At 61.3% G+C, this 22728-nt stretch carries 23 protein-coding genes and 1 pseudogene; 11 read left to right on the top strand and 13 right to left on the bottom strand.

All coding sequences use genetic code 11. The features are described 5' to 3' along the window. Position 1: 1 nt before the first annotated feature. The 4 genes from NKH06_RS12670 to NKH06_RS12655 form a co-directional block, all read right to left on the bottom strand. Positions 2–883 (bottom strand): branched-chain amino acid ABC transporter permease, encoded by an 882-nt coding sequence (locus NKH06_RS12670; RefSeq protein WP_023809823.1) that lies wholly within the window; start codon positions 881–883, stop codon positions 2–4. Next, entirely contained in the window at positions 880–1674 is a 795-nt protein-coding gene (locus tag NKH06_RS12665) for an ABC transporter ATP-binding protein (protein WP_031212725.1), read from the bottom strand. Before NKH06_RS12665 ends, NKH06_RS12670 begins: the two co-directional genes overlap by 4 nt. Before the next feature lie 91 nt (positions 1675–1765). Beyond that, the gene (locus NKH06_RS12660) at positions 1766–3199 is read right to left on the bottom strand and encodes an LLM class flavin-dependent oxidoreductase (RefSeq protein WP_352893213.1); all 1434 of its coding nucleotides are present in this window, start codon (positions 3197–3199) and stop codon (positions 1766–1768) included. Positions 3200–3681: 482 nt separating this feature from the next. After that, positions 3682–5688 carry a putative bifunctional diguanylate cyclase/phosphodiesterase gene (locus tag NKH06_RS12655; protein WP_352891746.1) on the bottom strand — a complete coding sequence of 669 codons (2007 nt, stop codon included), beginning with the start codon at positions 5686–5688 and terminating at the stop codon, positions 3682–3684. A 293-nt stretch (positions 5689–5981) separates the two neighbouring features. Between NKH06_RS12655 and NKH06_RS12650 the strand changes: the two genes are divergently transcribed. The 4 genes from NKH06_RS12650 (at position 5982) to ychF (ending at position 9849) form a co-directional block, all read left to right on the top strand. Beyond that, positions 5982–7016 (top strand): class I SAM-dependent methyltransferase, encoded by a 1035-nt coding sequence (locus tag NKH06_RS12650; protein ID WP_352553452.1) that lies wholly within the window; start codon positions 5982–5984, stop codon positions 7014–7016. A 247-nt stretch (positions 7017–7263) separates the two neighbouring features. Continuing rightward, positions 7264–7905: a 50S ribosomal protein L25/general stress protein Ctc gene (locus NKH06_RS12645; protein ID WP_127412967.1), complete on the top strand. Its 642-nt coding sequence runs from the start codon at positions 7264–7266 to the stop codon at positions 7903–7905. 23 nt (positions 7906–7928) lie between these two features. Further along, positions 7929–8654 carry an aminoacyl-tRNA hydrolase gene (pth, locus tag NKH06_RS12640; protein ID WP_352893209.1) on the top strand — a complete coding sequence of 242 codons (726 nt, stop codon included), beginning with the start codon at positions 7929–7931 and terminating at the stop codon, positions 8652–8654. A 91-nt stretch (positions 8655–8745) separates the two neighbouring features. Next, positions 8746–9849 carry a redox-regulated ATPase YchF gene (gene ychF / locus NKH06_RS12635; RefSeq protein ID WP_352893207.1) on the top strand — a complete coding sequence of 368 codons (1104 nt, stop codon included), beginning with the start codon at positions 8746–8748 and terminating at the stop codon, positions 9847–9849. A 66-nt stretch (positions 9850–9915) separates the two neighbouring features. On the opposite strand, the gene guaD is transcribed toward ychF, so the two are convergent. Then, positions 9916–11280, bottom strand: coding sequence for a guanine deaminase (gene guaD, locus NKH06_RS12630; RefSeq protein ID WP_128303756.1), 1365 nt, complete (start codon positions 11278–11280; stop codon positions 9916–9918). A 136-nt stretch (positions 11281–11416) separates the two neighbouring features. On the opposite strand from guaD, the gene NKH06_RS12625 reads away from it, so the two are divergent. The 4 genes from NKH06_RS12625 to NKH06_RS12610 all read left to right on the top strand — a co-directional run bounded on the left by NKH06_RS12625 (position 11417) and on the right by NKH06_RS12610 (position 15029). Further along, positions 11417–12751, top strand: a complete 1335-nt coding sequence (locus tag NKH06_RS12625; protein WP_023809831.1) for a uracil-xanthine permease family protein — start codon at positions 11417–11419, stop codon at positions 12749–12751. Between the two features lie 236 nt (positions 12752–12987). Further along, on the top strand, positions 12988–13962 hold the full coding sequence (gene corA / locus NKH06_RS12620) for a magnesium/cobalt transporter CorA (protein WP_023809832.1): 975 nt from the start codon (positions 12988–12990) through the stop codon (positions 13960–13962). A gap of 123 nt (positions 13963–14085) precedes the next feature. After that, the gene (locus NKH06_RS12615; RefSeq protein WP_023809833.1) at positions 14086–14562 is read left to right on the top strand and encodes a MaoC family dehydratase; all 477 of its coding nucleotides are present in this window, start codon (positions 14086–14088) and stop codon (positions 14560–14562) included. Then, entirely contained in the window at positions 14559–15029 is a 471-nt protein-coding gene (locus NKH06_RS12610; RefSeq protein WP_023809834.1) for a MaoC family dehydratase, read from the top strand. Before NKH06_RS12615 ends, NKH06_RS12610 begins: the two co-directional genes overlap by 4 nt. A 45-nt stretch (positions 15030–15074) precedes the next feature. Here the strand turns inward: NKH06_RS12610 and NKH06_RS12605 are convergent, their stop codons facing one another. From NKH06_RS12605 to petA, 6 genes are all read right to left on the bottom strand, one after another. Next, entirely contained in the window at positions 15075–15620 is a 546-nt protein-coding gene (locus tag NKH06_RS12605) for an adenine phosphoribosyltransferase (RefSeq protein ID WP_013529989.1), read from the bottom strand. Between the two features lie 9 nt (positions 15621–15629). After that, positions 15630–16775, bottom strand: coding sequence for an alpha-hydroxy acid oxidase (locus NKH06_RS12600; protein WP_023809835.1), 1146 nt, complete (start codon positions 16773–16775; stop codon positions 15630–15632). A gap of 176 nt (positions 16776–16951) precedes the next feature. Next, positions 16952–17647, bottom strand: coding sequence for an acid phosphatase (locus NKH06_RS12595; protein WP_352893201.1), 696 nt, complete (start codon positions 17645–17647; stop codon positions 16952–16954). 127 nt (positions 17648–17774) lie between these two features. Further along, on the bottom strand, positions 17775–18647 hold the full coding sequence (locus tag NKH06_RS12590) for a cytochrome c1 (RefSeq protein WP_128303753.1): 873 nt from the start codon (positions 18645–18647) through the stop codon (positions 17775–17777). Positions 18648–18675: 28 nt separating this feature from the next. Then, on the bottom strand, positions 18676–19977 hold the full coding sequence (locus NKH06_RS12585) for a cytochrome b (RefSeq protein WP_013529985.1): 1302 nt from the start codon (positions 19975–19977) through the stop codon (positions 18676–18678). A gap of 16 nt (positions 19978–19993) precedes the next feature. Beyond that, positions 19994–20554 carry a ubiquinol-cytochrome c reductase iron-sulfur subunit gene (petA, locus tag NKH06_RS12580; protein ID WP_023809838.1) on the bottom strand — a complete coding sequence of 187 codons (561 nt, stop codon included), beginning with the start codon at positions 20552–20554 and terminating at the stop codon, positions 19994–19996. Between the two features lie 260 nt (positions 20555–20814). Here petA and NKH06_RS12575 point away from each other — a divergent pair, with 260 nt between their 5' ends. The 3 genes and pseudogenes from NKH06_RS12575 to NKH06_RS12565 all read left to right on the top strand — a co-directional run bounded on the left by NKH06_RS12575 (position 20815) and on the right by NKH06_RS12565 (position 21858). Next, a complete protein-coding gene (locus NKH06_RS12575; protein WP_031212730.1) occupies positions 20815–21090 on the top strand; it encodes a type II toxin-antitoxin system Phd/YefM family antitoxin in 276 nt (91 codons plus the stop codon). Next, a complete protein-coding gene (locus tag NKH06_RS12570) occupies positions 21090–21512 on the top strand; it encodes a type II toxin-antitoxin system VapC family toxin (RefSeq protein WP_023809840.1) in 423 nt (140 codons plus the stop codon). Before NKH06_RS12575 ends, NKH06_RS12570 begins: the two co-directional genes overlap by 1 nt. Further along, positions 21513–21858, top strand: a pseudogene (locus tag NKH06_RS12565) (cupin domain-containing protein). A 62-nt stretch (positions 21859–21920) separates the two neighbouring features. Here the strand turns inward: NKH06_RS12565 and NKH06_RS12560 are convergent. Together NKH06_RS12560 and NKH06_RS12555 are read right to left on the bottom strand one after the other, a co-directional pair. After that, on the bottom strand, positions 21921–22232 hold the full coding sequence (locus tag NKH06_RS12560; RefSeq protein WP_023809841.1) for a DUF6665 family protein: 312 nt from the start codon (positions 22230–22232) through the stop codon (positions 21921–21923). A 1-nt stretch (position 22233) separates the two neighbouring features. After that, positions 22234–22725 (bottom strand): GNAT family N-acetyltransferase, encoded by a 492-nt coding sequence (locus NKH06_RS12555; protein ID WP_023809842.1) that lies wholly within the window; start codon positions 22723–22725, stop codon positions 22234–22236. Positions 22726–22728: the final 3 nt, after the last annotated feature.

Here is a 22728-nt window from a genome sequence, read left to right as displayed (position 1 = left end):
TTCAGACTCTTTCGATTTTCTGTTCGCCAAACAGACCGGCGGGGCGGATGAAGAGGAAGGCGAGCGCCAGCGCATAGGCAAACCAGGGCGTGATGCCGCCGCCGAGGAAGGGGCCGATATAGGTTTCGGCTAGGCTTTCCGTTGCACCGACAACGAGCCCGCCGACGATGGCGCCGGCAATAGAGGTGAAGCCGCCGATGATGAGCACCGGCAGGGCCTTCAGCACCACCAGCGACAATGAGAACTGCACGCCCTGGCGGGCGCCCCAGAGCAGACCGGCCACAAGCCCGACGAGCCCCGCAATGGTCCAGACGATCTGCCAGATGCGGTTGACATCGATGCCGATGGAGAGAGCGGCGCGAGTATCGTCGGCCACGCCCCTGAGCTCAACTCCGAGGCGGGTCTTGTTGAACAGCAGCGACAGGGCCACCACCAGGACGAGCGCGACTGCGGCGGCGGTGAGATCAAACTGGCTGATCATGATGTCGCCGAGGAAGATCGGCAGATCCTCGATGCCGAGATCGAGCGCCCTGACCTGCGACCCCATGAGCCCTTGGGCTGTCCCTTCGACGATGTAGGCCAGCCCGAGCGTCGCCATGAACAGCGTCATCGGGCTGCGGTTGACGAGCGGGCGCAGGATCAGCCTCTCGATCCCGACTGCCATCAGCGCAAGCACGACCACCGTGATCGCCAGCGCCACCAGCACCGGCACACCCTGATCGGTCAGCGACACGAAGGTCAGGGCTGCAAACAGCAGGATGGACCCCTGCGCGTAGTTGAAGACGCCGGAGGCCTTGTAGATAAGCACGAAGCCGATGGCGACGAGCGAGTACATCGTGCCCGCCAGCAGGCCGCCGATGAGGGTTTCGAGAAACATGTTCATGCGGCGATCTCAACCTTGTCGTGGCCCAGATACGCGGCGATGACCTCGGGATTGTCGCGAATGGTATCCGGCGCGCCATCGGCCAGCTTGCGCCCGTAATCGAGCACGACGACATGGTGAGCGAGCTTCAGCACGATGCCGATATCGTGCTCGATCAGCACGATCGTCAGCTTCAGGTCGCGGTTCAGCCTGGCAATGATCTGCGCGATTTCCTGTTTCTCGGCGCTGTTCATGCCTGCCAGCGGTTCATCGAGAAGCAGCAGGCGGGGAGCCGCGACAATGGCGCGCGCTAGTTCGACCTTCTTCTGCACGCCGTAGGGCAGCAAGGCCACGGTGGTCTCGGCATGCCGCTCCAGATCGAAGAGGCGCAGGACTTCATGGGCGCGCTCGCGGAAACGGCGCGCCTCGGCGCGTGCGCGCGGCAAAAGCAGTGCTTCTTCCAGGAGCGTTGCGCGAGCATGCCTGGACAGGCCGGCAATGACATTGTCGGCGACACTCATTCCCGAAAACAGCGCGTTGTTCTGGAACCCGCGGCCGATGCCGCGGCGCGCGGCCTCCAGCGGCTGCATCCGATGGAAATGTTCGCCCTCGAAGATGATCTCGCCTGAATCGGGAACATAGACGCCGTTCAGGATGTTCAGCAGCGAGCTTTTTCCCGCCCCATTCGGGCCGATCAGGGCGCAGATTTCCTGAGGCGCCACCTCGAAACTTAGATCGGAGATCGCCTTCACGCCTTTGAATGCGAGGGAGATGTTCTTGACTTCCAATGCGGGTGCGGATGGCGTTGTCATGAATTCAGCGCTCCATGGTGGCTAACAGAGGCAAAGTCCGACGGTCCGGCGGCGCGGGCCGCTTTCCCTCCGGCGCCGTGCAGGGATGATGTCAGGCCGGTTCGGATTGGCGGGCATGCCCTTCGGTCAAGGTTGATTGCGCCGCGGCCTCGTCGCGCTTGACGCGTTCGATGTCGCGGAAGCGATGGGCCGGATGGTTTGCCGGCAGATAGGGGCCTTCGCCGAACAGCTTTTCGCGCAGTGTGCCCTCGCGATACTGCGTCGCGTAGACCCCGCGCTTCTGCAGTTCCGGCACGACGTATCCGATGACGTCGGCAAAGCTGTCATGCGCCAGCGCATAAGCCAGGTTGAAGCCGTCGATGTCGGTTTCCTCGACCCACTCCTGCAGAAGATCGGCGATCGTCGATGGCGATCCCACGAAAAGCGGCCCGAGACCGCCAATGCCGCCCCATTTTGCAAGCTCTTCGATGGACCAGACCTTGTCGCCTCCGGCCAGATGCTCGACGGCGGAGATGATCGCGTTTGTCTTGACCTTCTTGACCGTATCCGTCGGTTTGTAGTGTCCGAAATCGATGCCGGTCCAGCCAGACATCAGGACCAAGGCGCCGTCATAGGAGGCGTGGTTCGCGTAATCCTGATATTTAGCCCGTGCCTTTTCGTCGGTTTCATCGACGATGATGGTTGCCATCGCATAGATCAGCACCTTTTTCGGATCGCGACCCTGCTCGGCGGCGCGCTTGCGGATTTCCGCGACATAGGCGCGGGTGGCATCCTTCAGAGGCGTCGAGATGAACACGCATTCGGCGTGGCCGGCGGCGAACTGCTTGCCGGCACCCGAGGCGCCGGCCTGGAAGAGAACGGGCGTGCGCTGTGGCGAAGGTTCGCATAGGTGAAAGCCCGGCACATCGAAATATTTTCCCTTGTGGCCGATCTCGTGGATTTTTGTCGGATCGGCAAATATCCCGCGCTCCTTGTCGCGCAGCACGGCTCCCTCTTCCCAACTGCCCTCGAACAGCTTGTAGAGGACTTCGATATATTCGGTTGCAACGTCATAACGATTGTCGTGGCTGCGCAGCCCGCCCTGGCCGATGTTCTTGGCCCCGCTCTCCAGATAGGACGTGACGATGTTCCAGCCGATACGGCCCTTGGTATGGTGATCCGCCGTCGAGAGGCGGCGTGCGAAGGTGTAGGGATGCTCAAAGCTCGTCGAAGCCGTGATGCCGATGCCGAGATGTTTGGTGGCCAAGGCGATCGGGTTGGCGAGCTGCAACGGATCGTTCACCGGGATTTGCACGCCTTGCAGCAACGCATTGTCGAGGTTGCCCTTGTAGACATCATAATAGCCGATCACATCGGCGATGAAGACGGAGTCGAAGAATCCGGCCTCCAAAAGCCTGGCGAGATCTGTCCAATACTCCAGATCCTTGTAGTCCCAGGACCGGTCACGCGGGTGGCGCCAGAGGCCGGGCGACTGGTGACCGACGCAGTTCATTTCGAAGGCATTGAAGCGGATGGTCTTGCTCATTGTCGGTTCCGGAATCCTGCAAGCAATCGTGGTTGAGCTGGCAGGGTAGGGCCGGGAGCCAAATATCAAAGTAAATATATGGTTTTAATAGACTAATCTAGGGAATAGCATTCCTCGATCGAGCCGTTTCGCGGAAGCAAGGTGTTTTGCGCGAGATCCCCATCAGGAAAAAGTAGACGCAATCACCTTGCCGCCGGTGGCGATCTTGACCCGGTCCGCCAAGCGGATGGTGCGATGATCCTGACGGCGATGGTCGGGCTGATCTGGCGCCGGCCTTCTCCACGTGGTCGTCTTTGGTGCCGGGCCGCGTCTCGACATCCGCCGCGGCTCAGCCCGCTGACGGTGTTCCTGCCGATATGAAGCAGGCCAGAAACTGGAAGCCGGCGCGGCGCTCAGGTGAAGTCAGCTAGACTTCGGCTTTTGGCCCGTCGCGGCCAAATAGCGGCCTAAGCTCTAAGCCAAATGCCACCGCCCACACGTCATCATGCGGACTTAAGCACGGCAAATGACCGTTTGCGCATGGCCCGCTTTGCCTGGAAACTGACGGCGGGAGCGGGGCGGCCGACATGGAAGCCCTGGATCTTGTCTATGCCGAATTCGCGCATCAAGACCATCTGCTCGTCGGTTTCCACCCCTTCGACCAGGATCTTGTGGCCGCGATTTCGGACCAGGGTGATAATGTCCTGTAGCATTGCCTTGCCGCTCGGGGAGCTGCAGTCGTGAAGAAACGAGCGGTCGATCTTCACCGTATCGAAATCGATCAGGCGAAGCCACGAAAGGCCCGCGAAGCCCGTCCCGAAATCATCGAGCCATATCTTGATCCCGAGCAGCTTCAGGTCGCTGATGCAGCGCAGGATGTCCGAATGCATCTCCATCTCCAGCCCTTCGGTGATCTCGAAGGCCAGTCTGCTGCCGGCGACGCGGGTCTCGCCCAGAATGGTCGCAACAGACGTTGCGAAGCCCGGTGTCTTGAGCTGGATCGGGGAGACGTTGACACTGACGACACGGACGTGGTCATCCGCCAGGAGCTCGGCGCACACCGTCCTTATCGCCCAGCGCCCGAGTTCCAGGATCGCGCCGGTTCGCTCGGCGACGGGAATGAACAGGCTCGGCGGAACCGATGTACCGTCCAGCATCTTCAGGCGCATCAGAGCCTCTACCGCTTCAACCCGGTCCGATTTGACATCCTGGATGGGCTGATAAACGAGTGAAACGAGATTCTGGCCGATCGCGATCTTCAGCAAGGCCGCAATGTTCTCGCTCTCGTCGCTGCTTTGCGGATCGGTTGGGTCGAACAGCCGGGCACAGTTTCGGCCACCGGCTTTTGCCAGATAAAGCGCGCGATCGGCCTCGTGGATGATCTTCTCCAGCTTGGCCCCGGTCTGCGTCCTGGTGAATGCCGCGCCAACGCTCACGGTTACGATCGAGACGCCGTCGCGCCGCAGTTCGTGCGTCAGCGCCAGGTTCTCCACCGTGCTGCAAATGGCTTCCGCGATGTCCAGGATCTGCTCTTTTTTCTCCATGCGAGCCAGGACGATGAACTCTTCACCGCCATAGCGGCCGATGGAGCCATTGTATTGTTTGATCATATCGCTAAGGGCATTGGCGACATGGATCAGGCAGCGGTCGCCTTCCTGATGGCCGTAGCAGTCGTTGAATTTCTTGAAGAAGTCCACGTCGATGAGGATTGCCCCGAAACTGGTGCCGACCTTTTGCCAATCGCTCCAATAGTCCCGCAGCTTCTCGTCGATCGCGCGCCTGTTCTCCAGACCTGTCAGCGGATCGGTCCGCGACAATCTCAGCAGGGCCTTGCCGCGTTCGGTCGCCTCATTGTGCTGGATCTTGGCTTCCAGGGCATTCAGGAAGACGTTGTAGCGTTCCTCATTCAGCTTCCAGTTCACATACGAGGTGAACGTGAAACAGGATATATAGAAAGCCCCGAATACCATTTTGTATGTAAGGGTTGAAGGAACGAAATAATTCACGATGTAAAGTATGCACAATATTATTGCGGAAGTTACGATGGAAAGCTTGAAATTGAACGTAAAGAAAAGGTTTGCGCTCATCATGAATATGGTCCCGAAGACCATATAGTAGGAGACGCTTTCCTTGTCCGCGCCAAGAACCGCTGGGCACAACCAACCAACATAGCCGAAGATGATGGCTCCGGCACAGGTCACGTCGAGCCATTCCGTTCCAATCCCCCGGCGAAGCTGTGCTTCGAGGATCAAAAGCGCGCTCAAGCCGACCGCGAAGCGCGCCGTGATCGTGTAGGCCGCAACATCCGGGATCAGCAGCAGATCGGTTGCCGAAAACAAGAGATAGATGGCAACCGCGATCCAAAGCCCTGGCCTGGCTTCTCCTCTTCGCGTCGCCTGCGCTTCGGTGCGGTAAAGGGTGCGGAGCTCGTCGGCGCTCAGTTCATAGCGCGGCTCGTACGGCTCCGCATCAACCGCATCGACCAACACGGATGACAGGTGTTCGTTCATCACAATAGACCCCGTTTGAAAGGGATTTTGTTTTCCGAACTCATTTCCAGCTTCTGCCCCCACGCGGGCCGGCTCCTTAGGACGCGACGGCGATTGCGACGCCGGGCAAACAAATGCAATCGGGCAAGACAAGTTTCCGTTAACTCGAACCCGGAATTCGGGCCGGAAGCCGTCTAAAGAGGAACATGGTTTGCGGGAAATTAATCATAAAGATAAAATGCCGTTGGCCCGACATTGGCAAAGGGAGCATTCTACGCAATAAGTTAACCGACTGTTAACTATGGAGTGATGGCGTGCAGACCGTTCTTGATGGCAAAAGCTTGATTACTGCCGAGATGCTCGCCGGCACGCTGCCTCGGGGAAAGCTCGAGCATCATGGCGAGGCGTTCGAAACCGCGCGCGCGGAGCTGGTGCTCATTCTCCACGCGACACAGCAGCAGATCGAACAGGACAAGAACCCCGCCGAGATCGTCGGTCGCTTGCTGTCCTTCCTCAATGGCCTGCATTCCAAGGTTCATCCCGACGTCTGGCATGCGTTGATACCGGTGGCGCAGAACCATCCGATCCTGAAGTATTTTCTCCAGGATCCGCTGACGCACTGGTCCTTCACCAAGCCCAGGGGCTATTCCGGCGACGCGCAGTTGCTTGATTACATTTATTGCGATCCGCATGTGGCAGAGAGCGTGGCCAGCGCCTCGGAGGTCGGCAAGGCCCTGTACAGCCATACCCAGAACGTACCGTCATGCGTCGCCGCGCGGGAGCGGCGCGATCTCTTGACCCGATACGTCGATCAGATCGCAACCAAGAACGGACCGGAAACCGAGGTCCTGGCGATCGCGGCCGGCCATTTGCGGGAAGCCAATCGTTCGGTCGCCTTGGCGGAGGGCCGTCTCAAGCGTTGGGTTGCGCTCGATCAGGATCCCCAGAGCGTTGGGCTGATCGCGCGCGATTTCCAGGGCACCGCGGTCGAAGCCATCGACGGCTCGGTGCGGACCGTGCTCACGCGAGGCCACAAGCTCGGCAAGTTCGATTTCGTCTATGCCTCCGGCCTTTATGACTACCTCGCCCACAACGTCGCGGTGAAACTCACGAAGACCTGCCTGCAGATGTTGAAGCCGAACGGGACGTTCCTGTTTGCTAACTACGCCGAGGGCACGCCTGACGCCGGCTACCGGGAGACATTCATGGACTGGGTGTTGCTGCTGCGGTCGGAGGTCGATATGTGGAACATCGTCAATGCCAGTGTCGACCGCAACGCCGTCGAGGCGCAGGTGTTCTTCGGCGAGAACCGCAACGTGCTCTATGCCGTCATTGAAAAGCGCGGATAGCACCCGCCTGGACTGCACCGGGCCGGGCGTGCCTTTGGCTTGCACCTCCGGCCGCCTTCCGCTATAGAGCCGCCACCCGCGTAGACACCCTTGGAGGCAACGCGGCGGAAGGCCGCCTTCCCGCATGATCCCGAAAAGTGGATTCCGGTTTTCGGACCAGATCATGCGTGGGTATGTCGGCTTTCGACGTTTACGGTCCAGGCACTCTGCCAACCGTGAGCGCTCCAGTAAACCGAAAGGAAATGCCATGAGCCACGACACTTACGAGCTCAAGGCCGAAGCACGCGAACAGGTCGGTAAGGGGTCCGCCCGTGCAGTTCGCCGCAACGGTAAAGTGCCTGCAGTAATCTATGGTGACAAGCAGCCTCCCCTGGCTATCGCGCTCACCTACAAGGACATCTATTACAAGATCCATGGCGGCGGGTTCCTGACCACGATCGCCACGATCGATGTCGACGGCAAGAAGATCCAGGTCCTGCCGAAGGACTTCCAGCTCGACCCGGTCAAGGATTTCCCTGTCCATGTCGACTTCCTGCGCATCGGCAAGGACACCCAGGTCAATGTCGACGTGCCTGTCCACTTCATCAACGAGGACAAGTCGCCCGGCATCAAGCGCGGCGGCGTGCTCAACATCGTGCGTCACGAAGTCGAGTTCCACTGCCCGGCCAATGCGATCCCGGAATTCATCACCGTCGATCTCACCGGCGCCAACATCGGCGACTCGATCCACATCTCGGCGGTCAAGCTGCCGGCTGGCGTCAAGCCTGTGATCTCCGACCGCGACTTCACCATCGCGACCATTGCCGGTTCGTCGGCGATGAAGCCGGAGACGGAAGAGACGGCTGAAGTGGCTGCACCCGAAGCGGCTCCTGCCGCCGAAGAGAAGTAACTCTTTCCCGCCCGGAGCAGACGATGCTTGTCTTTGCAGGCCTCGGCAATCCGGGCGCGAAATACGCCAGCAACCGCCACAATGTCGGTTTCATGGCGGCGGACGCAATCGCCCGCCGCCATTCCTTTTCGCCCTGGACGAAGAAATTCCAGGGCCTGATTTCCGAGGGCACGCTTGGCGACGAAAAGATCGTCCTGATCAAGCCGCAGACCTTCATGAACCTGTCCGGCCAGTCGGTCGGCGAAGCACTGCGCTTCTACAAGCTCGAGCTTTCCGCGCTCACCGTCTTCTATGACGAGATCGACCTTGCCGAAGGCAAGCTGCGCATAAAGACTGGCGGCGGTGCCGGCGGCCATAACGGCATTCGCTCGATCGACGGCCATGTCGGCAACGCCTATCGCCGCGTACGCATCGGCGTCGGCCATCCCGGCGTCAAGGAAATGGTCCAGCACCATGTGCTCGGCGATTTCGACAAGGCCGACCGCGAATGGCTCGAACCGCTGCTCGACGCGATCGCCGACAACGCCGCCATGATCGCCAAGGGCGACGAGTCCGGCTTCATGAACAAGACCAGCCTCGCCGTCCAGGGCAAGGCCGGCTCGCAACCGGAAAAGCCGGCACCGAAGCAGCCGGCGCAGAAGCAGCAAAGTCACGTCCGCCAGGCACGGCCGCAGCAGGTGCCAGCCAAGCTGCCGGAAAGCGGTCCAATGGCCGCCATGCTAAAGAAGCTGTTCGGCGGCAAGGACTGAGCATCAAGGGGACCGAAGGGCTTGACGTTGATCACCCCTATCGCCCATAGCCCTGATCAAATTTCTATTTTCCCGATAGGACCGAACAAAAATGGGTTTCAAATGCGGCATCGTTGGCTTGCCCAACGTCGGCAAGTCGACGCTTTTCAACGCGTTGACCAGAACGGCTGCGGCGCAAGCCGCCAACTATCCATTCTGCACCATCGAACCGAACACCGGCGAGGTGGCGGTGCCAGATCCGCGCCTGCAGAAGATCGCCGCGATCGCCAAGTCGAAGGAGATCATCCCGACCCGCATATCCTTCGTCGACATTGCCGGTCTGGTGCGCGGTGCCTCGAAGGGCGAAGGGCTGGGCAACCAGTTTCTCGCCAACATCCGTGAGGTCGACGCCATCGTGCATGTGCTGCGCTGCTTCGAGGATGACGACATCACCCATGTCGAGGGCCGCATCGACCCCGTCGCCGATGCCGAGACGGTCGAGACCGAGCTGATGCTCGCCGACCTCGACAGCCTCGAACGCCGCATCGTGCAATTCCGCAAGCGCGCCGGCAGCAAGGACAAGGAAGCGACGACCGTGCTGCCGCTGATGGAGGCAGCGCTCGAACTGCTGCAGGCCGGCAAGCCGACCCGCATTCTGCTCAAGGGTATTTCGCCCGAAGATTTGCGCATCCTGCAGGGCTTGAACCTTCTGACCTCGCATCCCGTGCTCTATGTCTGCAATGTCGCCGAGGCCGACGCCGCCACCGGCAACGAGCACACCAGTGCCGTGGAAAACATGGCCACCGCCCAAGGCGCCGGCACCGTGGTGATCTCGGCGGCGATCGAGGCGGAAGTCGCCCAGCTCTCCGACGAGGAAGAAATGGAATTCCTGTCCTCGCTGGGCCTCGACGAACCCGGCCTGAACAGGGTCATTCGCGCCGGCTACGACCTGTTGCATCTCATCACCTATTTCACCGCCGGGCCGAAGGAGACGCGCGCCTGGACCATCCACAAGGGCGACAAAGCGCCACAGGCCGCCGGTGTCATCCACACCGATTTCGAGCGCGGCTTCATCCGCGCCCAGACCATCTCCTACAACGACTTCGTCACACTGGGCGGCGAAGTGGCGGCCAAGGAAGCCGGCAAGGCGCGCGACGAAGGCAAGGAATATGTCGTCCAGGACGGCGACGTGCTGTTGTTCAAATTCAACACCTGATGTGACGGATGTCACGCCGCCGTGGCGGCGTGATCAGCGCCCTCTCCGGCTAGCCCGGGAAACCAGCTATTGCCCAACTACCCTCCGGCCACTCACCCAGACCGTGGCGATGTTGGCCCGCGCTACGTTGAGCACGATCTTCTGGAACATCTCCTCAAGCGTATCGTCGGCCATGCCGATGTGGATGTTCGATGCCCTGGCGCTGGTGTCGATCAGCAGCGCGTCAAACTCATAGCCGACGCGAAAATTGCCCGTCGGCAGATCAAGTGCTTCCGCACCGCCGGCGGTCGCCAGCCAGAACGCCTCCTGGTGCGTGATGGGTTCGCCGGGCGCACCGCGTTGCTCCGGCGGCAGGCCGGCATGCACACCGCTTTGCAGCGTCCTCGACGCTGACAATGCATGTCGGCAGCCATCGAACAGTGACGGGCTGTAGCCTCCGGAAATGTCGGTTCCGAGCCCGACGTGCATGTGCCGGTCAAGTGCTGCGCGCAGCGGAAATGCGGCATTGGCGAAATAGAAATTGGAAAGCGGGCAATGGGCAACAGCCGCGCCCCTCTCCTCTATGAGGTCCATATCCTGCTCATCGATGAAATTCGAATGCGCCAGGATCGTATGCCGGGTGAGCAGGCCGAAACCATCAAGGCTTGCCGCATCGGTGCGGCCGAAGCGCGTCTCGACGAACTGCTTTGCCCAGTCGCTCTCCGAGCAATGCGTCTGCACGTGGCAGCCGAATTCGGTTGCCAGCTCGCCGAGTCCTTGCAGCGCCGCATCCGTGCAGCTTGGGATGAAGCGCGGTGTGATCGCCGGCTGGACGAGCGGCCTGTCGCGCGGATCCAGCGACTTGACCGCCTCGATGAACCGTCTGGTGTCCGATACCGCGCTTGCCGCATCGGCATCGCGGTAGAAAGGTGGACACTGCTCTGGATCGTCCATCACCACCTTGCCGACGAGCGCGCGTTGACCCTTCTCAAGACAGGTCTCGGCAAGCGCCAGGCTCGCGTCAACATGGACCGTGGCGAAATAGAGCGCCGTGGTGGTTCCGTTGGCCAGCAGGTTATCGACCAGATCGGCATAGACCTCGCGGGCATAATCGACATCCGCATAGCGGGCTTCGAGCGGAAAGGTGTATTTCTGCAGCCAGACTTCGAGCGGCACATCCAGCGCCTTGCCCATCTGCGGCCATTGCGGCGCATGGATATGCAGGTCGATGAGACCGGGCAGCAGGAATTGGCCATTGGCAAGCTCAACAAGCGTGCCCGCCAGGCGGGCAGCGTTCTGCCTGACCTCGTACTCGCGATGATCCGGCGCCAGCATTTCCGCGATGCGCCCCTGTGCATCGACGCTGAACAGATGGTCCTTCAGCACCTCCAGCCTGCCGCGTTGGGGCGTGTGGAAGGCGGTGCCGAGCAGCGTGAAGGGTTCTCTCGTCATTGCGGCTCCGGTTTGGCTAACGGTCTGCTTGGCCTACAAAAAAACAGTTGGCAAATGTTGTGGCCGCTGTCCTTCGGCACCGACTGATCCCATGATCGAGCGGGAATTTCCAGAGGGGTCAGAAGGGGAACGGTACATGGAACGCGTTGCGTCAGAGATCACATTGATTGCCCAACCGGACGATCCGCTGCCATGGGGCAAGGCAGCGCTGCTCGGCCTCCAGCATGTACTGGCGATGGACGTCTACATCGTGCCGTTTATCATCGCATCGGTGCTCGCCTTCAGCGTCGGCGATGCCGGCGCCTTTATCCAGTCCGCATTCGTGGCCGCAGGCATTGCCACACTGATCCAGTCGCAGCTTTTGATGCGGCTGCCGGTCGTCCAGGGGCCGTCCTTCGTCCCGATCGGCGCGGTGCTGGCCATCGCCTTCGGAGCAGGCGGCGGCGTTGGCGGTCTCTCCGCCGTGGTCGGAGCGCTCATTCCGGGCGCCATACTGGTCATCCTGCTCGGTTCGCCGACAAGAATCTTCCATCGCCTCGTCAACCGCTTCGTACCGCCCATCGTCGGCGGTGCGATCATCATCGTCGTCGGCGTCGCCTTGATGCCGGTGGCGCTCAAGGAGAGCGTGTTCGCGGTCCACGGCACCGCCACGGTCGGCGGCAACATCGTCCTCGCTTTTATCGCCGCTGCCTTCCTCGTCGGCTGCATGCTGACCGGCATGGCACTTGGCGCGAAGGGCGCCTGGCTGCGCCTGCTGTCCGTGATCATCGCCCTGGTGGCAGGCAGCGTGGCCGCCGCCTTCATGGGCCAGTTGAACATGGCGGGCGTTGCGGACGCGACATGGTTTTCCATGCCGCGAATCGCCTTCCTCAATCTCGACGTGACGTTCTCGCTGTCGGCGACACTGACGATGCTGATCGTCTATATCGTCGTTCTCGCCGAAACCACCGGCACCTGGTTCGCCGTCGGCGCCGTCATCGACAAGCCGCTGTCGGACGAGCAGCTCGACAAGGGCGCGACAGGTGAAGGCCTCGGCTGCCTGGTCAGCGCGCTGCTGTGCAGCACCCCGGTGACCGGCTATTCGTCCAATGCCGGCATCATTGCCATCACCGGCATTGCCAGCCGCGCCGCCTTTGCCGCCGCCGGCATCTTCCTGGTGCTGTTCGGGCTGATCGGCAAGCTTTCGGCGGTCATCGCCTCGATACCGGGGCCTGTCATCGGCGGCGTTTTCGGCGTCCTCTGCGTCGTCATCGCCATGAACGGTTTCCGCGTCGTGCGCGGTACACCCCTGACCGAGCGCAACATGCTGGTCATCGGTCTGCCGATCCTGATGGCGCTGTTTGCCACGCTGGCGCCGCCGGATTTCGTCAAGACGCTCCCCGACCTCGTGCAGTACATCCTCGGCTCATCGATCGCCTTCGGCGCCGTCTGGGCCATCGTGCTGCACCAGATCCTGCCAAACTCCCGGTAGACGTATCCTAAGATGGCGGGCGGCAATGTGCCGTCCGCTATCTCTCTGCATCGTTGACAGCACTTGCCGTTGACCTGTTTTGCGGGCGGCATGGCCTGCCTTGACCTTGTCACATCACGGGTCTAATCGGCTGGGGCACGCGGTCGGCGCTTTCGGCGAAAGTGTCCGTCTCGTGCAATCCAACACGACGCGTCAATCCGAACGCACCCTTTGACCCCAGCAAGGGATATCAGGCGATGATCAAGGCCTTCGTCGTGGACAATGACCGCCTGCGCGTCGTCGACGATCTCCTGGCAAACAGCGAGACCATCGTCTGGGCGGACCTGTTCAACCCGACAAAGGAAGAGGAAGCGACGATCGAGAGCTGGCTCGGCGTTGCCATTCCGACGCGCGAGGAGATGGAGGAGATCGAGATTTCGAGCCGCCTCTATGTCGAGGACGGCGCCTACTTCATGACCGCCACCCTGCCCGCCCAGACCGAGGTCGACGATCCCTTGATGTCGCCGGTCACCTTCGTGCTCGCCGGCACAAGGCTGATCACGGTGCGCTACCACGAGCCGAAGGCCTTCAAGACCTTTCCGCAGCGCGCCGAGAAGGTGGCGACCGGCTGCACCAGCGGCGACACCATCCTGATCGGCTTGCTGGAGGCGATCGTCGACCGTCTCGCCGACATTCTGGAACGCGCCGGCCGCGACATCGAGGCGATCTCGCGCGATATATTCGAGGCGCGGTCGACCAAGGTTTCCAAGCGCAACCGTGATTTCCAGGAGTTGCTGAAAGCCATCGGCCGCAAGGAGGACATCGCGTCTTCGATCCGCGACAGCCTGATCTCTCTGCAGCGGCTGGCAGGCTTCTTCGCCCATGCCTCGACCCGCACCAAGATGAGCAAGGACACCAAGGCGCGCATCAAGACGCTGTCGCGCGATGTGCTGTCGCTCGCCGACCACGCCACCTTCCTGTCGCAGAAGATCTCCTTCCTGCTCGACGCCACCCTCGGCATGATCTCGATCGAGCAGAACGCCATCATCAAGATCTTCTCGGTCGCCGCCGTCATCTTCCTGCCGCCGACTTTGGTCGCCTCGATCTACGGCATGAATTTCGACGTCATCCCCGAGTTGAAATGGGAGCTTGGCTATCCCTTCGCCATCGCCATGATGGTGCTGTCGGCGATCCTGCCCTTCTGGTACTTCCGCCGCCGCGGCTGGCTCTGAGTGGCCCTGTCGATCGGCTGCCACAGGCTGGCGCAGTAGAAATCGCTTGACCAAACGAACGCCGGCCTGCATCCGGAAACCCCGATCCTGGGGATCGTGGGTCGACAAGCCGGATTCCAGACCATGACTGCAGAGATAAAAACATGGGCCTATGAGGACTTCATCGAGGGCGCATCGATCGACCTCGGCTCGAAGCTCGTGAGTGCCGCCGAGATCGTCGAATTCGCCGGAGAATTCGACCCGCAGCCGATGCATCTCGACGAGGAAGCCGGTAAGGCCAGCATCCTCGGCGGGCTGGCAGCGTCGGGCTGGCACACCTGCGCAATGTTCATGCGCATGCTGTGCGATGCGTTCCTGCTGGACTCGACCTGCCAGGGCGCGCCCGGAGTCGATCAGGTCAAATGGAAGAAGCCGGTCCTGGCCGGCGACCAACTGACCGGCACCCTGATGGTTATTGCCAAGCGCCTGTCGAAATCGAAGCCGCAACTCGGCTTCGTCACCATGCGCAGCGAACTGTTCAACCAGCGTGGCGAAAGCGTCTTCGAGCTCGAGAACTCCGTCATGTTCCTCACGCGCGATGCCGCGGGGAGCCAAGCATGACACTGGACGAGTTCTTCCGTATCGGCACCACCGTCACGCTCGGCTCGCACTCATTCGAGCCCGAGGCGATCAAGGCCTTCGCCCGTAAGTACGACCCGCAAATCTTCCATATCGACGAGGAGGCCGCGAAGAAAAGTGTGCTCGGCGGCCTCTGCGCGTCCGGCTGGCACACGGCCGCGACCTGGATGAAACTCAATCTGGAAAACCGTATGGACGCCGAGATCGCTGCGTGGAGCGGTCCCGGTCCAGTGCCGGAATTCGGTCCCTCGCCCGGCTTCAAGAACCTGAAATGGCTGAAGCCGGTCTATGCCGGGCAAACCATCACCTTCACGCGCACCGCGCTGTCGCACCGCCCAATCGCCTCACGCCCCGGCTGGCGGCTGCTGGCGCTGCGTTCGGAAGCTTTCGATTCCACCGGCGACAAGGTGCTCGAGTTCGAAAGCGCCGTTCTGGTGAAGGCCGAGTAACGCCACTTTCCCTCTCCCTTCTTGTAGGAGAAGGGAGAGCACTCCTCAATGTCCTTCGAACCCTATCAGCGTTCTGACCGGCACACCGAGGGCTTCGAGCTTGGCGCGGCCGCCGAGGTCCGGCAGGTCGATGACAAAACAGGCAGCGAGGATGTCGGCGCCGATCTGGCGCAGAAGTTTGACCGCGGCTTCAGCCGTTCCGCCGGTGGCGATCAGATCGTCGACAAGGATCACCTTCTCGCCCGGAGCAACGCCGTCCTTGTGCATCTCCATCTCGTCCAGCCCATATTCCAGGCTATAGGCGACGCGCACCGTTTCGTAGGGCAGCTTGCCCTTCTTGCGGATCGGCACGAAACCGGCCGAGAGCTGATGGGCGACGGCGCCGCCAAGGATGAATCCACGTGCCTCGATGCCGGCGATCTTGTCGATCTTCTGGCCGGCATAGGGATGCACCAGTTCGTCGATGGCGCGGCGGAAGGCGCGCGCATTGCCGAGCAGCGTGGTGATGTCGCGAAACAGGATGCCGGGCTTGGGATAATCCGGAATGGTGCGGATCGCGGCGAGCAATGTGTCTTCGAGGGAGGATTTCATGGGTCGAGATTACCTGAAACGGACGTTCTTGCGCGACAATTGTTCGATCGAACTGCAGCCCATCAGCTTCATGCCGCGTTCGATCTCGACCCGCATCTGCTCAAGCGCCCGTTCGACGCCGGGCTGGCCTGCCGCCGCGAGCGGGAACAGATAGTAGCGTCCGACGCCGACGGCCTTGGCACCGAGCGACAGCGCCTTCAGCACATGGGTGCCGCGCTGCACGCCGCCATCCATGATGACGTCGATCCTGTCGCCAACGGCGTCGACGATCTCGGCAAGCTGATCGAACGCCGCCCGCGAGCCATCCAGCTGCCGCCCGCCATGGTTCGACAGCACAATGCCGCTGCAGCCGATGTCGACGGCGCGTCTTGCATCCTCCACCGATATGACGCCCTTGAGGCAGAACGGACCCGACCAAAGCTTGACCATCTCGGCCACGTCGTCCCACGTCATCGACGGGTCTAGCATCTCGGTGAAGTAGCGGCTGATCGACATCGTGCCGCCACCCATGTCGACATGCTCGTCGAGCTGCGGCAGCTTGAACCCCTCATGGGTGAAATAATTGATCGCCCAGGCCGGCTTGAGCGCGAACTGCGCCATTCCGGCGAGATTGAGCTTGAAGGGAATGGCAAAGCCGGTGCGTTTGTCGCGCTCGCGGTTTCCCCCGGTGATGCTGTCGACGGTCAGCATCATCACCTCGACGCCGACCGCCTTTGCGCGCTGCATCATCGCCCGGTTAAGACCTCGGTCCCGGTGGAAATAGAACTGGTAGACCTGTGGGCTGCTGCTGATGCCGCGCGCCTCCTCGAGGCTGACGGTGCCAAGCGAGGAGACGCCGAACATGGTGCCGTATTTGGCGGCGGCCCTGGCGACCGCGCGCTCACCCTGATGGTGGAACAGGCGCTGCAAGGCGGTCGGCGAGCAATAGAACGGCATCGCCAGCTTCTGGCCCATGACCGTCACCGACATGTCGACCTCGCTCACTCCGCGCAGCACGTTGGGAACAAGGTCGCAGGTCTCGAAGCTTTCGGTGTTGCGGCGATAGGTGACCTCATCGTCGGCCGCGCCGTCGATGTAGTTGAAGATCGGCCCGGGCAGCCGCTGCTGTGCCATCCGCCGGAAATCGGAAAAGTTGTGACAGTCGCTGAGCCGCATCATCGAATTCCAAAGGCCATGGCGGGACGAGCTTCTCGCCACCGTTCGATGCGTCGAATATCAACCTGATGCCGCCATGCCAACGGACTAATTGCCGAACTTTCGCTTGAGCACGAGCGTTAACAAAAAAGGAGCGCCTTAAGCGCCCCTTCCCGTCTAAATCCGGCTGACGAGGATTACATGCCGAGATCGGAACGAAGCTCGGCCCTGGCCACTTCATATTCAGCCTTGAAGTCGTCCCGGTTGAGCAGGACCGCGGCAATAACGCTGCCGGAAATCTTGCCCATCTCGACGTCGGACGCATAGTGGATGCCGCCGACCTCGCGGTTGTGGGCGTATTCGGCCGCACGCGCCATGATCTCGGCGCGCTTTTCCGGGACCATGTCGGACAGGATGATGCCCATCATCGTGCCTACGGTGGCATGGCCAGACGGCCAGGAACCGGAGCTCGACAGCTTGACCGCCGGCTTGACGAGATCGCTGAGCTGATGCGGGCGCCGGCGCTTCCAGACATCCTTGGCCGGGTCGACGACAGCCCCTTCGGTAGCCACCACGCGATCGAAGAAAGCGCTGAATTTCGGCAGCGTTTCCTTGTTGAATTTCGGCCCCATGACGTCGGCAAAGCGCCAGACATTCTCCTCGGCATCGGCCACCGCGCTGGCGACCATCTCCGGGGTGCGCGTCACCTGCAGCGTCAGCACCTCGCCGAGTTCGGCCTTGGTCTGCGCCGAATCGTTTGCCGGCGGCGGCGGCAGGATCATCGTCAGGTCGACGTCCTTGTTGGTGACGAAGGGCTGAGCGTCTTCCGCTTGCGCGGCCGAGCCGAGGATGAGCAGCAACAGGCCTGCCGCGAGCGATGCGTATCTTTTCATGAATGCGATCCTTTGATGAGAGCAGCACAGGATCGCCGGATGCGATGACGGCCATGTGACATGACCAGCCTCCGGAAATGCAAAAGGGCGCCCCTCGGCGCCCTTCGCGATCACTTGATTGTGTGGTCTAGTGGGCCACGCCTTCCCACACCTTGCGCTTGGTGAGATAGACCAGCGCGCCGAACAAAAGCAGGAACACCAGAACGCGAAAACCGGTCTTCTTGCGGTCTTCCATATGCGGCTCGGCCGCCCACGCCAGGAAGGCGGAGACGTCGCGGGAATACTGGTCGACGGTCTGCGGCGCACCGTCATCATAGGTCACCTGGCCGTCGGAGAGCGGCTTGGGCATTTTCAGCGACACGCCGGACATGAAGTACGGATTGTAGTGGGTGCCTTCCGGGATCACCATGCCGGCCGGCGGCGTCTGGTCGTAGCCGGTCAGCAGCGAGTGGATATAGTCGGGACCGCCGGCATCGTATTGTGTGAAGATGTCGAAGACGAATTGCGGAAAGCCGCGCTCGACGCCGCGAGCCTTGGCCAGCAGCGACATGTCGGGCGGGGCAGCGCCGCCATTGGAAGCGGCGGCCGCTTCGTCGTTGGCGAACGGCGGCGGGAAGTGGTCGGACGGCTTGCCTGGACGGTCGAACATGTCGCCGGCATCGTTGGGACCGTCATGGATCGTGTACTCGGCCGACAGCGTCTTGATCTGCGCATCGGAATAGCCGAGGTCCGACAACGTTCGGAACGCCACCAGGTTCATCGAATGGCAGGCCGAGCAGACTTCCTTGTAGACCTTGAGGCCGCGCTGCAGCTGCGCCTTGTCGTAAGTGCCGAACGGGCCGGTGAAACTCCAGTCCATTTCCTTTGGCTCGTCCATCGGGAAATGCGTCGGATTGGCCACATTGTGTGCCTCTTCGGCGGCGATCGCCCGAGTGCCCGCGGCCCCAGCGGCGACGGCCACGAGGCCGATCAGCGCCAGCGAGGTGAGAATCTTTTTCATGCCAAATCCCCTTAGATTCTCTACCCGCTCAGCCTTTGGTTTCCGGCGCCGCCGTAGCGCCCGCCGGATGTCCGCTGCCGCCCTTGTTCTTCTCGAGGACCGCCTCGGTGATCGAGTTCGGCAGCCGTCGCGGCGTCTCGATCAGTCCGAGCACCGGCAGCGCGATCAGGAAGAAGGCGAAGTAGAACAATGTCGCCATCTGCGCCATGAACACATAGCTGCCTTCGGCCGGCTGCGAGCCCAGCCAGCCAAGCAGGATGGCATCGGCCACGAACAGCCAGAAGAACAGCTTGTACCAGGGCCGGTAAACGGCCGAGCGTACCTTCGAAGTGTCGAGCCACGGCACCAGGAACAACATGACGATGGCGCCGAACATGCACAGCACGCCGCCGAGCTTGGAGTTGATCGGCCCGACATTGAAGGTGATGGCGCGCAGGATCGCGTAGAACGGCAGGAAGTACCATTCGGGCACGATGTGGGCCGGCGTCTTCAGCGGGTTGGCGACGATGTAGTTGTCGGGATGGCCGAGATAGTTCGGCAGGTAGAAGACGAAATAAGCGAAGAAGAACAGGAACACGATCATGCCGAACGCGTCCTTGATGGTCGCGTAGGGGGTGAAGGCGACAGTGTCGGTCTTCGACTTGACCTCGATACCCGTCGGGTTCGACTGGCCCACGACATGCAGCGCCCAGATGTGCAAAACGACGACGCCGGCAATCATGAACGGCAACAGATAGTGCAGCGCAAAGAAACGGTTCAGCGTCGGGTTGTCGACGGCAAAGCCGCCGAGCAGCAGCTGCTGAATCCAGTCGCCGACCAGCGGAATGGCGCTGAAGAAGCCGGTGATGACGGTGGCGCCCCAGAAGCTCATCTGGCCCCATGGCAGCACGTAGCCCATGAAACCGGTCGCCATCATCAGGAGATAGATGATGCAGCCGAGGATCCAGAGCAGTTCGCGCGGCGCCTTGTAGGAGCCGTAATAGAGGCCACGGAAGATGTGGATGTAGACGGCGACGAAGAAGAACGAGGCGCCGTTCGAATGCATGTAGCGCAGCAGCCAGCCGGAATTCACGTCGCGCATGATCTTCTCGACCGAGCCGAAGGCCAGATTGGTGTCAGCCGTGTAATGCATGGCCAGCACGATGCCGGTCAGGATCTGCGCCACCAGCATGATCGAAAGGATGCCGCCAAAGGTCCACGCATAGTTGAGGTTGCGCGGCACCGGATAGGCAACGAAGCTGTCATAGACCAGCCGCGGCAGCGGCATGCGGGCGTCGAACCAGCGTCCGAGACCGGTTTTGGGCGTATAGGTCGAGTGTCCCTCGCTCATCGAAATATCCCCTGCCTCAACCGATAAGGATCTTGGTATCGGAAATGAACTTGAATACCGGAACCGCCATGTTCTCAGGCGCCGGGCCTTTGCGGATGCGGCCGGCCGTATCGTATTGCGAACCGTGGCACGGGCAGAACCAGCCGCCGAAATCGCCTTCCTGGCCAAGCGGAATGCAGCCGAGATGCGTGCAGACCTGAACCATCACCATCCAGGCCTCCTTGCCGGGCGTGGTGCGATTGGCGTCGGTCGCCGGCGCATCGGACGGCAGATTGGCGTTGCGGGCGATCGGATCCTTGAGATCGGCGAGATTGACAGCCTCGCCGTCCTTCATTTCCTGTTCGGTGCGGTTGCGGACCACGACCGGCTTGCCGCGCCACTTGACGATCAGCGACATGCCCGGCGTCAGCGAGGCGACGTCGACTTCGACGGAAGCGAGCGCCAGCGTCGAGGCATCGGGGCGCATCTGGTCGATGAACGGCCACGCGAAAGCACCCGCGCCGACCACTGCGGCCATGCCGGTGGCGACGTAGAGAAAATCACGACGGTTGGGATCCTGGGTGTCGGTTGCGCTCACGGGTGCCTGATCCTTTCGCCTCTTCCGTGCCGGTGGCTGAGCCTTGTTCCCCGCTCAATTACGCCAACCCGACAGCGCATGGCGAACAGGCTTGCGAATTCCTCCGGCATTTGGACTTCGGTTTATGCGTGAAGCCCGTTTTTGTCCAGACGGGTGAAGGCACAAGGGCAGATTGTCGCGGGCGTTCCGCACAGCGATGAATTTGACGTGCTTGGCTAAATGTAGCAATATGTCTACATCTACTCGACGGAGGTGCTGAAATGAACATCTCAACGAAGACGATCACCATCATGTCGAGCCGTGAATTCAACCAGGACACGGCGCTTGCGAAGCGGGCTGCCAGGAACGGACCGGTTATCATCACCGATCGCGGCAAGCCTTCCCATGTGCTGATTTCGATGGAGGAATACGAGCGGTTGGAGAAGAAGCCGAGAAGCCTCGCGGACGCGATTGCCGACGATCGCCCCGAAGCAGACTTCGACTGGGAACCACCTCGCCTGGAAGGACCGTTTTTCAAGATTCCCGATCTCGACTGATGTTTATTCTCGACACCAATGTCGTTTCGAATCTGCGTCGTCGGGACAAGGCCGATCGCAACGTTTTAGCCTGGTCTGAGACCCACGACGTCGCCAGCTTTTTCATGTCGGTGATTTCGATCCTGGAACTCGAAATCGGAACACTGTTGTTGTCGAGGAAGGACACCCGCCAGGCCGCCATGTACCGTGAGTGGTTGGATCAAATACTAATTCCACAGTTCGACGACCGGATACTGAGCATAGACACGGCCGTTGTCGTGCGTTGCGCAAACCTCCACGTTCCTGACCCTAAGCCGGAACGCGATGCTCTCATTGCCGCCAGCGCGCTTGTCAATAATTTGACAGTCGTGACACGCAATACCAAGGATTTTGAGGGCACCGGGGTGAAGCTTTTCAATCCCTGGATACCCGCGAAGGGCTAGATAGCCAGGGCACAAATCATAGACCGCGACACCTGGTCTGTTCGCTCCGACCATTGGAAGGGCGAATTGCAATGTGGCGCCTACGGCTCTCCTGCCTGATCTTCAACTATCTGCCTGGCGTCGGAGGCGGCCCCGCCTGCATACACATCCCTACGCTGAGATCTTCATCATTCGCCAGGGCACCGGCCTGTTCACCGTCGGCGACCAGGAGATCGAGGCATCCGCCGGCCAGATCCTGATCGTGCCGCCCAATACGCCGCACAAATTCACCAATCTCGGCCCAGGCCCGCTGGAGACGACCGACATCCACGAGAATGGCAGCTTCATCACCGAATGGCTTGAGTAGACCATGATCCCGAAAAGTGGGAACCGGTTTTCGGAATAAGATCATGGTCCAACAAAAGAGAGTTATTTCGCGCCGAGCCTGGCCAGCACCGCTTTCGGGATGTTGTATTCACGAATGACGGTATCGTGCTTGCGCAAGCCGCACAGCTCGCGCTGGATGAAATAGCCATGCACCGCCTCGGCGGCATCCTTGAGCAGCCGGGGGCGCAGTTGCTCGTCGGCATTGTCGCGCAGCCTGGCCAACGTTTCCTCTACCCGCTGGCCGGCGCGGCCAAGTGCTGCCGCCTTTTCCGCCAATATTTCATGGCCGAGCGCGTCGAAGGCGGCTTCCGCGGACGAGGCGCCGGCTAGATGAGATGGCGGACGCAAGGACATTTCAGCTTCCTTTCCCGAAGACCATGCGGTGTGTGACGAATTCTTCGCCTTCCACGCGCTGAAAGCCAAGCCGTTCGTAGAAACCGAAGGCTTCTTGCGGCGCGCGGGTGTTCAGCACGGCGAAATGGTGACGTGCCCTGTCGATAACGGTCTCGACCAGCATCCGGCCAAGACCGTTGCGACGGTGGCGCGCACTGACGAACAGGTGCCGGACCCGGCCGTGGCCCCTGGCCTCGAAATAGGGATCGATGTTCAGCCCGCACACGCCGGCGAGTTCCCGGCCATTCCAGGCTCCGTAGAGTGCCTCGCCGCGCTTCAAGAACTTGTTGCGGCCGCTAGCCCAGCCATCCGCCAGGCGCACCAGCATCCAGTAGCCCCCAAACCGGCTTTCCTGCTTCAGCGCGTCGAAGGCCGGCGTGGTTGGCCGGAGCCGCTTGAGCACATAGCTCACTCCGGGGCCGATCTCTGGAATTACCTCTGCCGATCCAACCATGCC

The organism is Mesorhizobium sp. M1342 (assembly GCF_040317955.1).
Taxonomy (GTDB): Bacteria; Pseudomonadota; Alphaproteobacteria; order Rhizobiales; family Rhizobiaceae; genus Mesorhizobium.
This window is presented reverse-complemented; position numbering and strand designations above follow the sequence as displayed.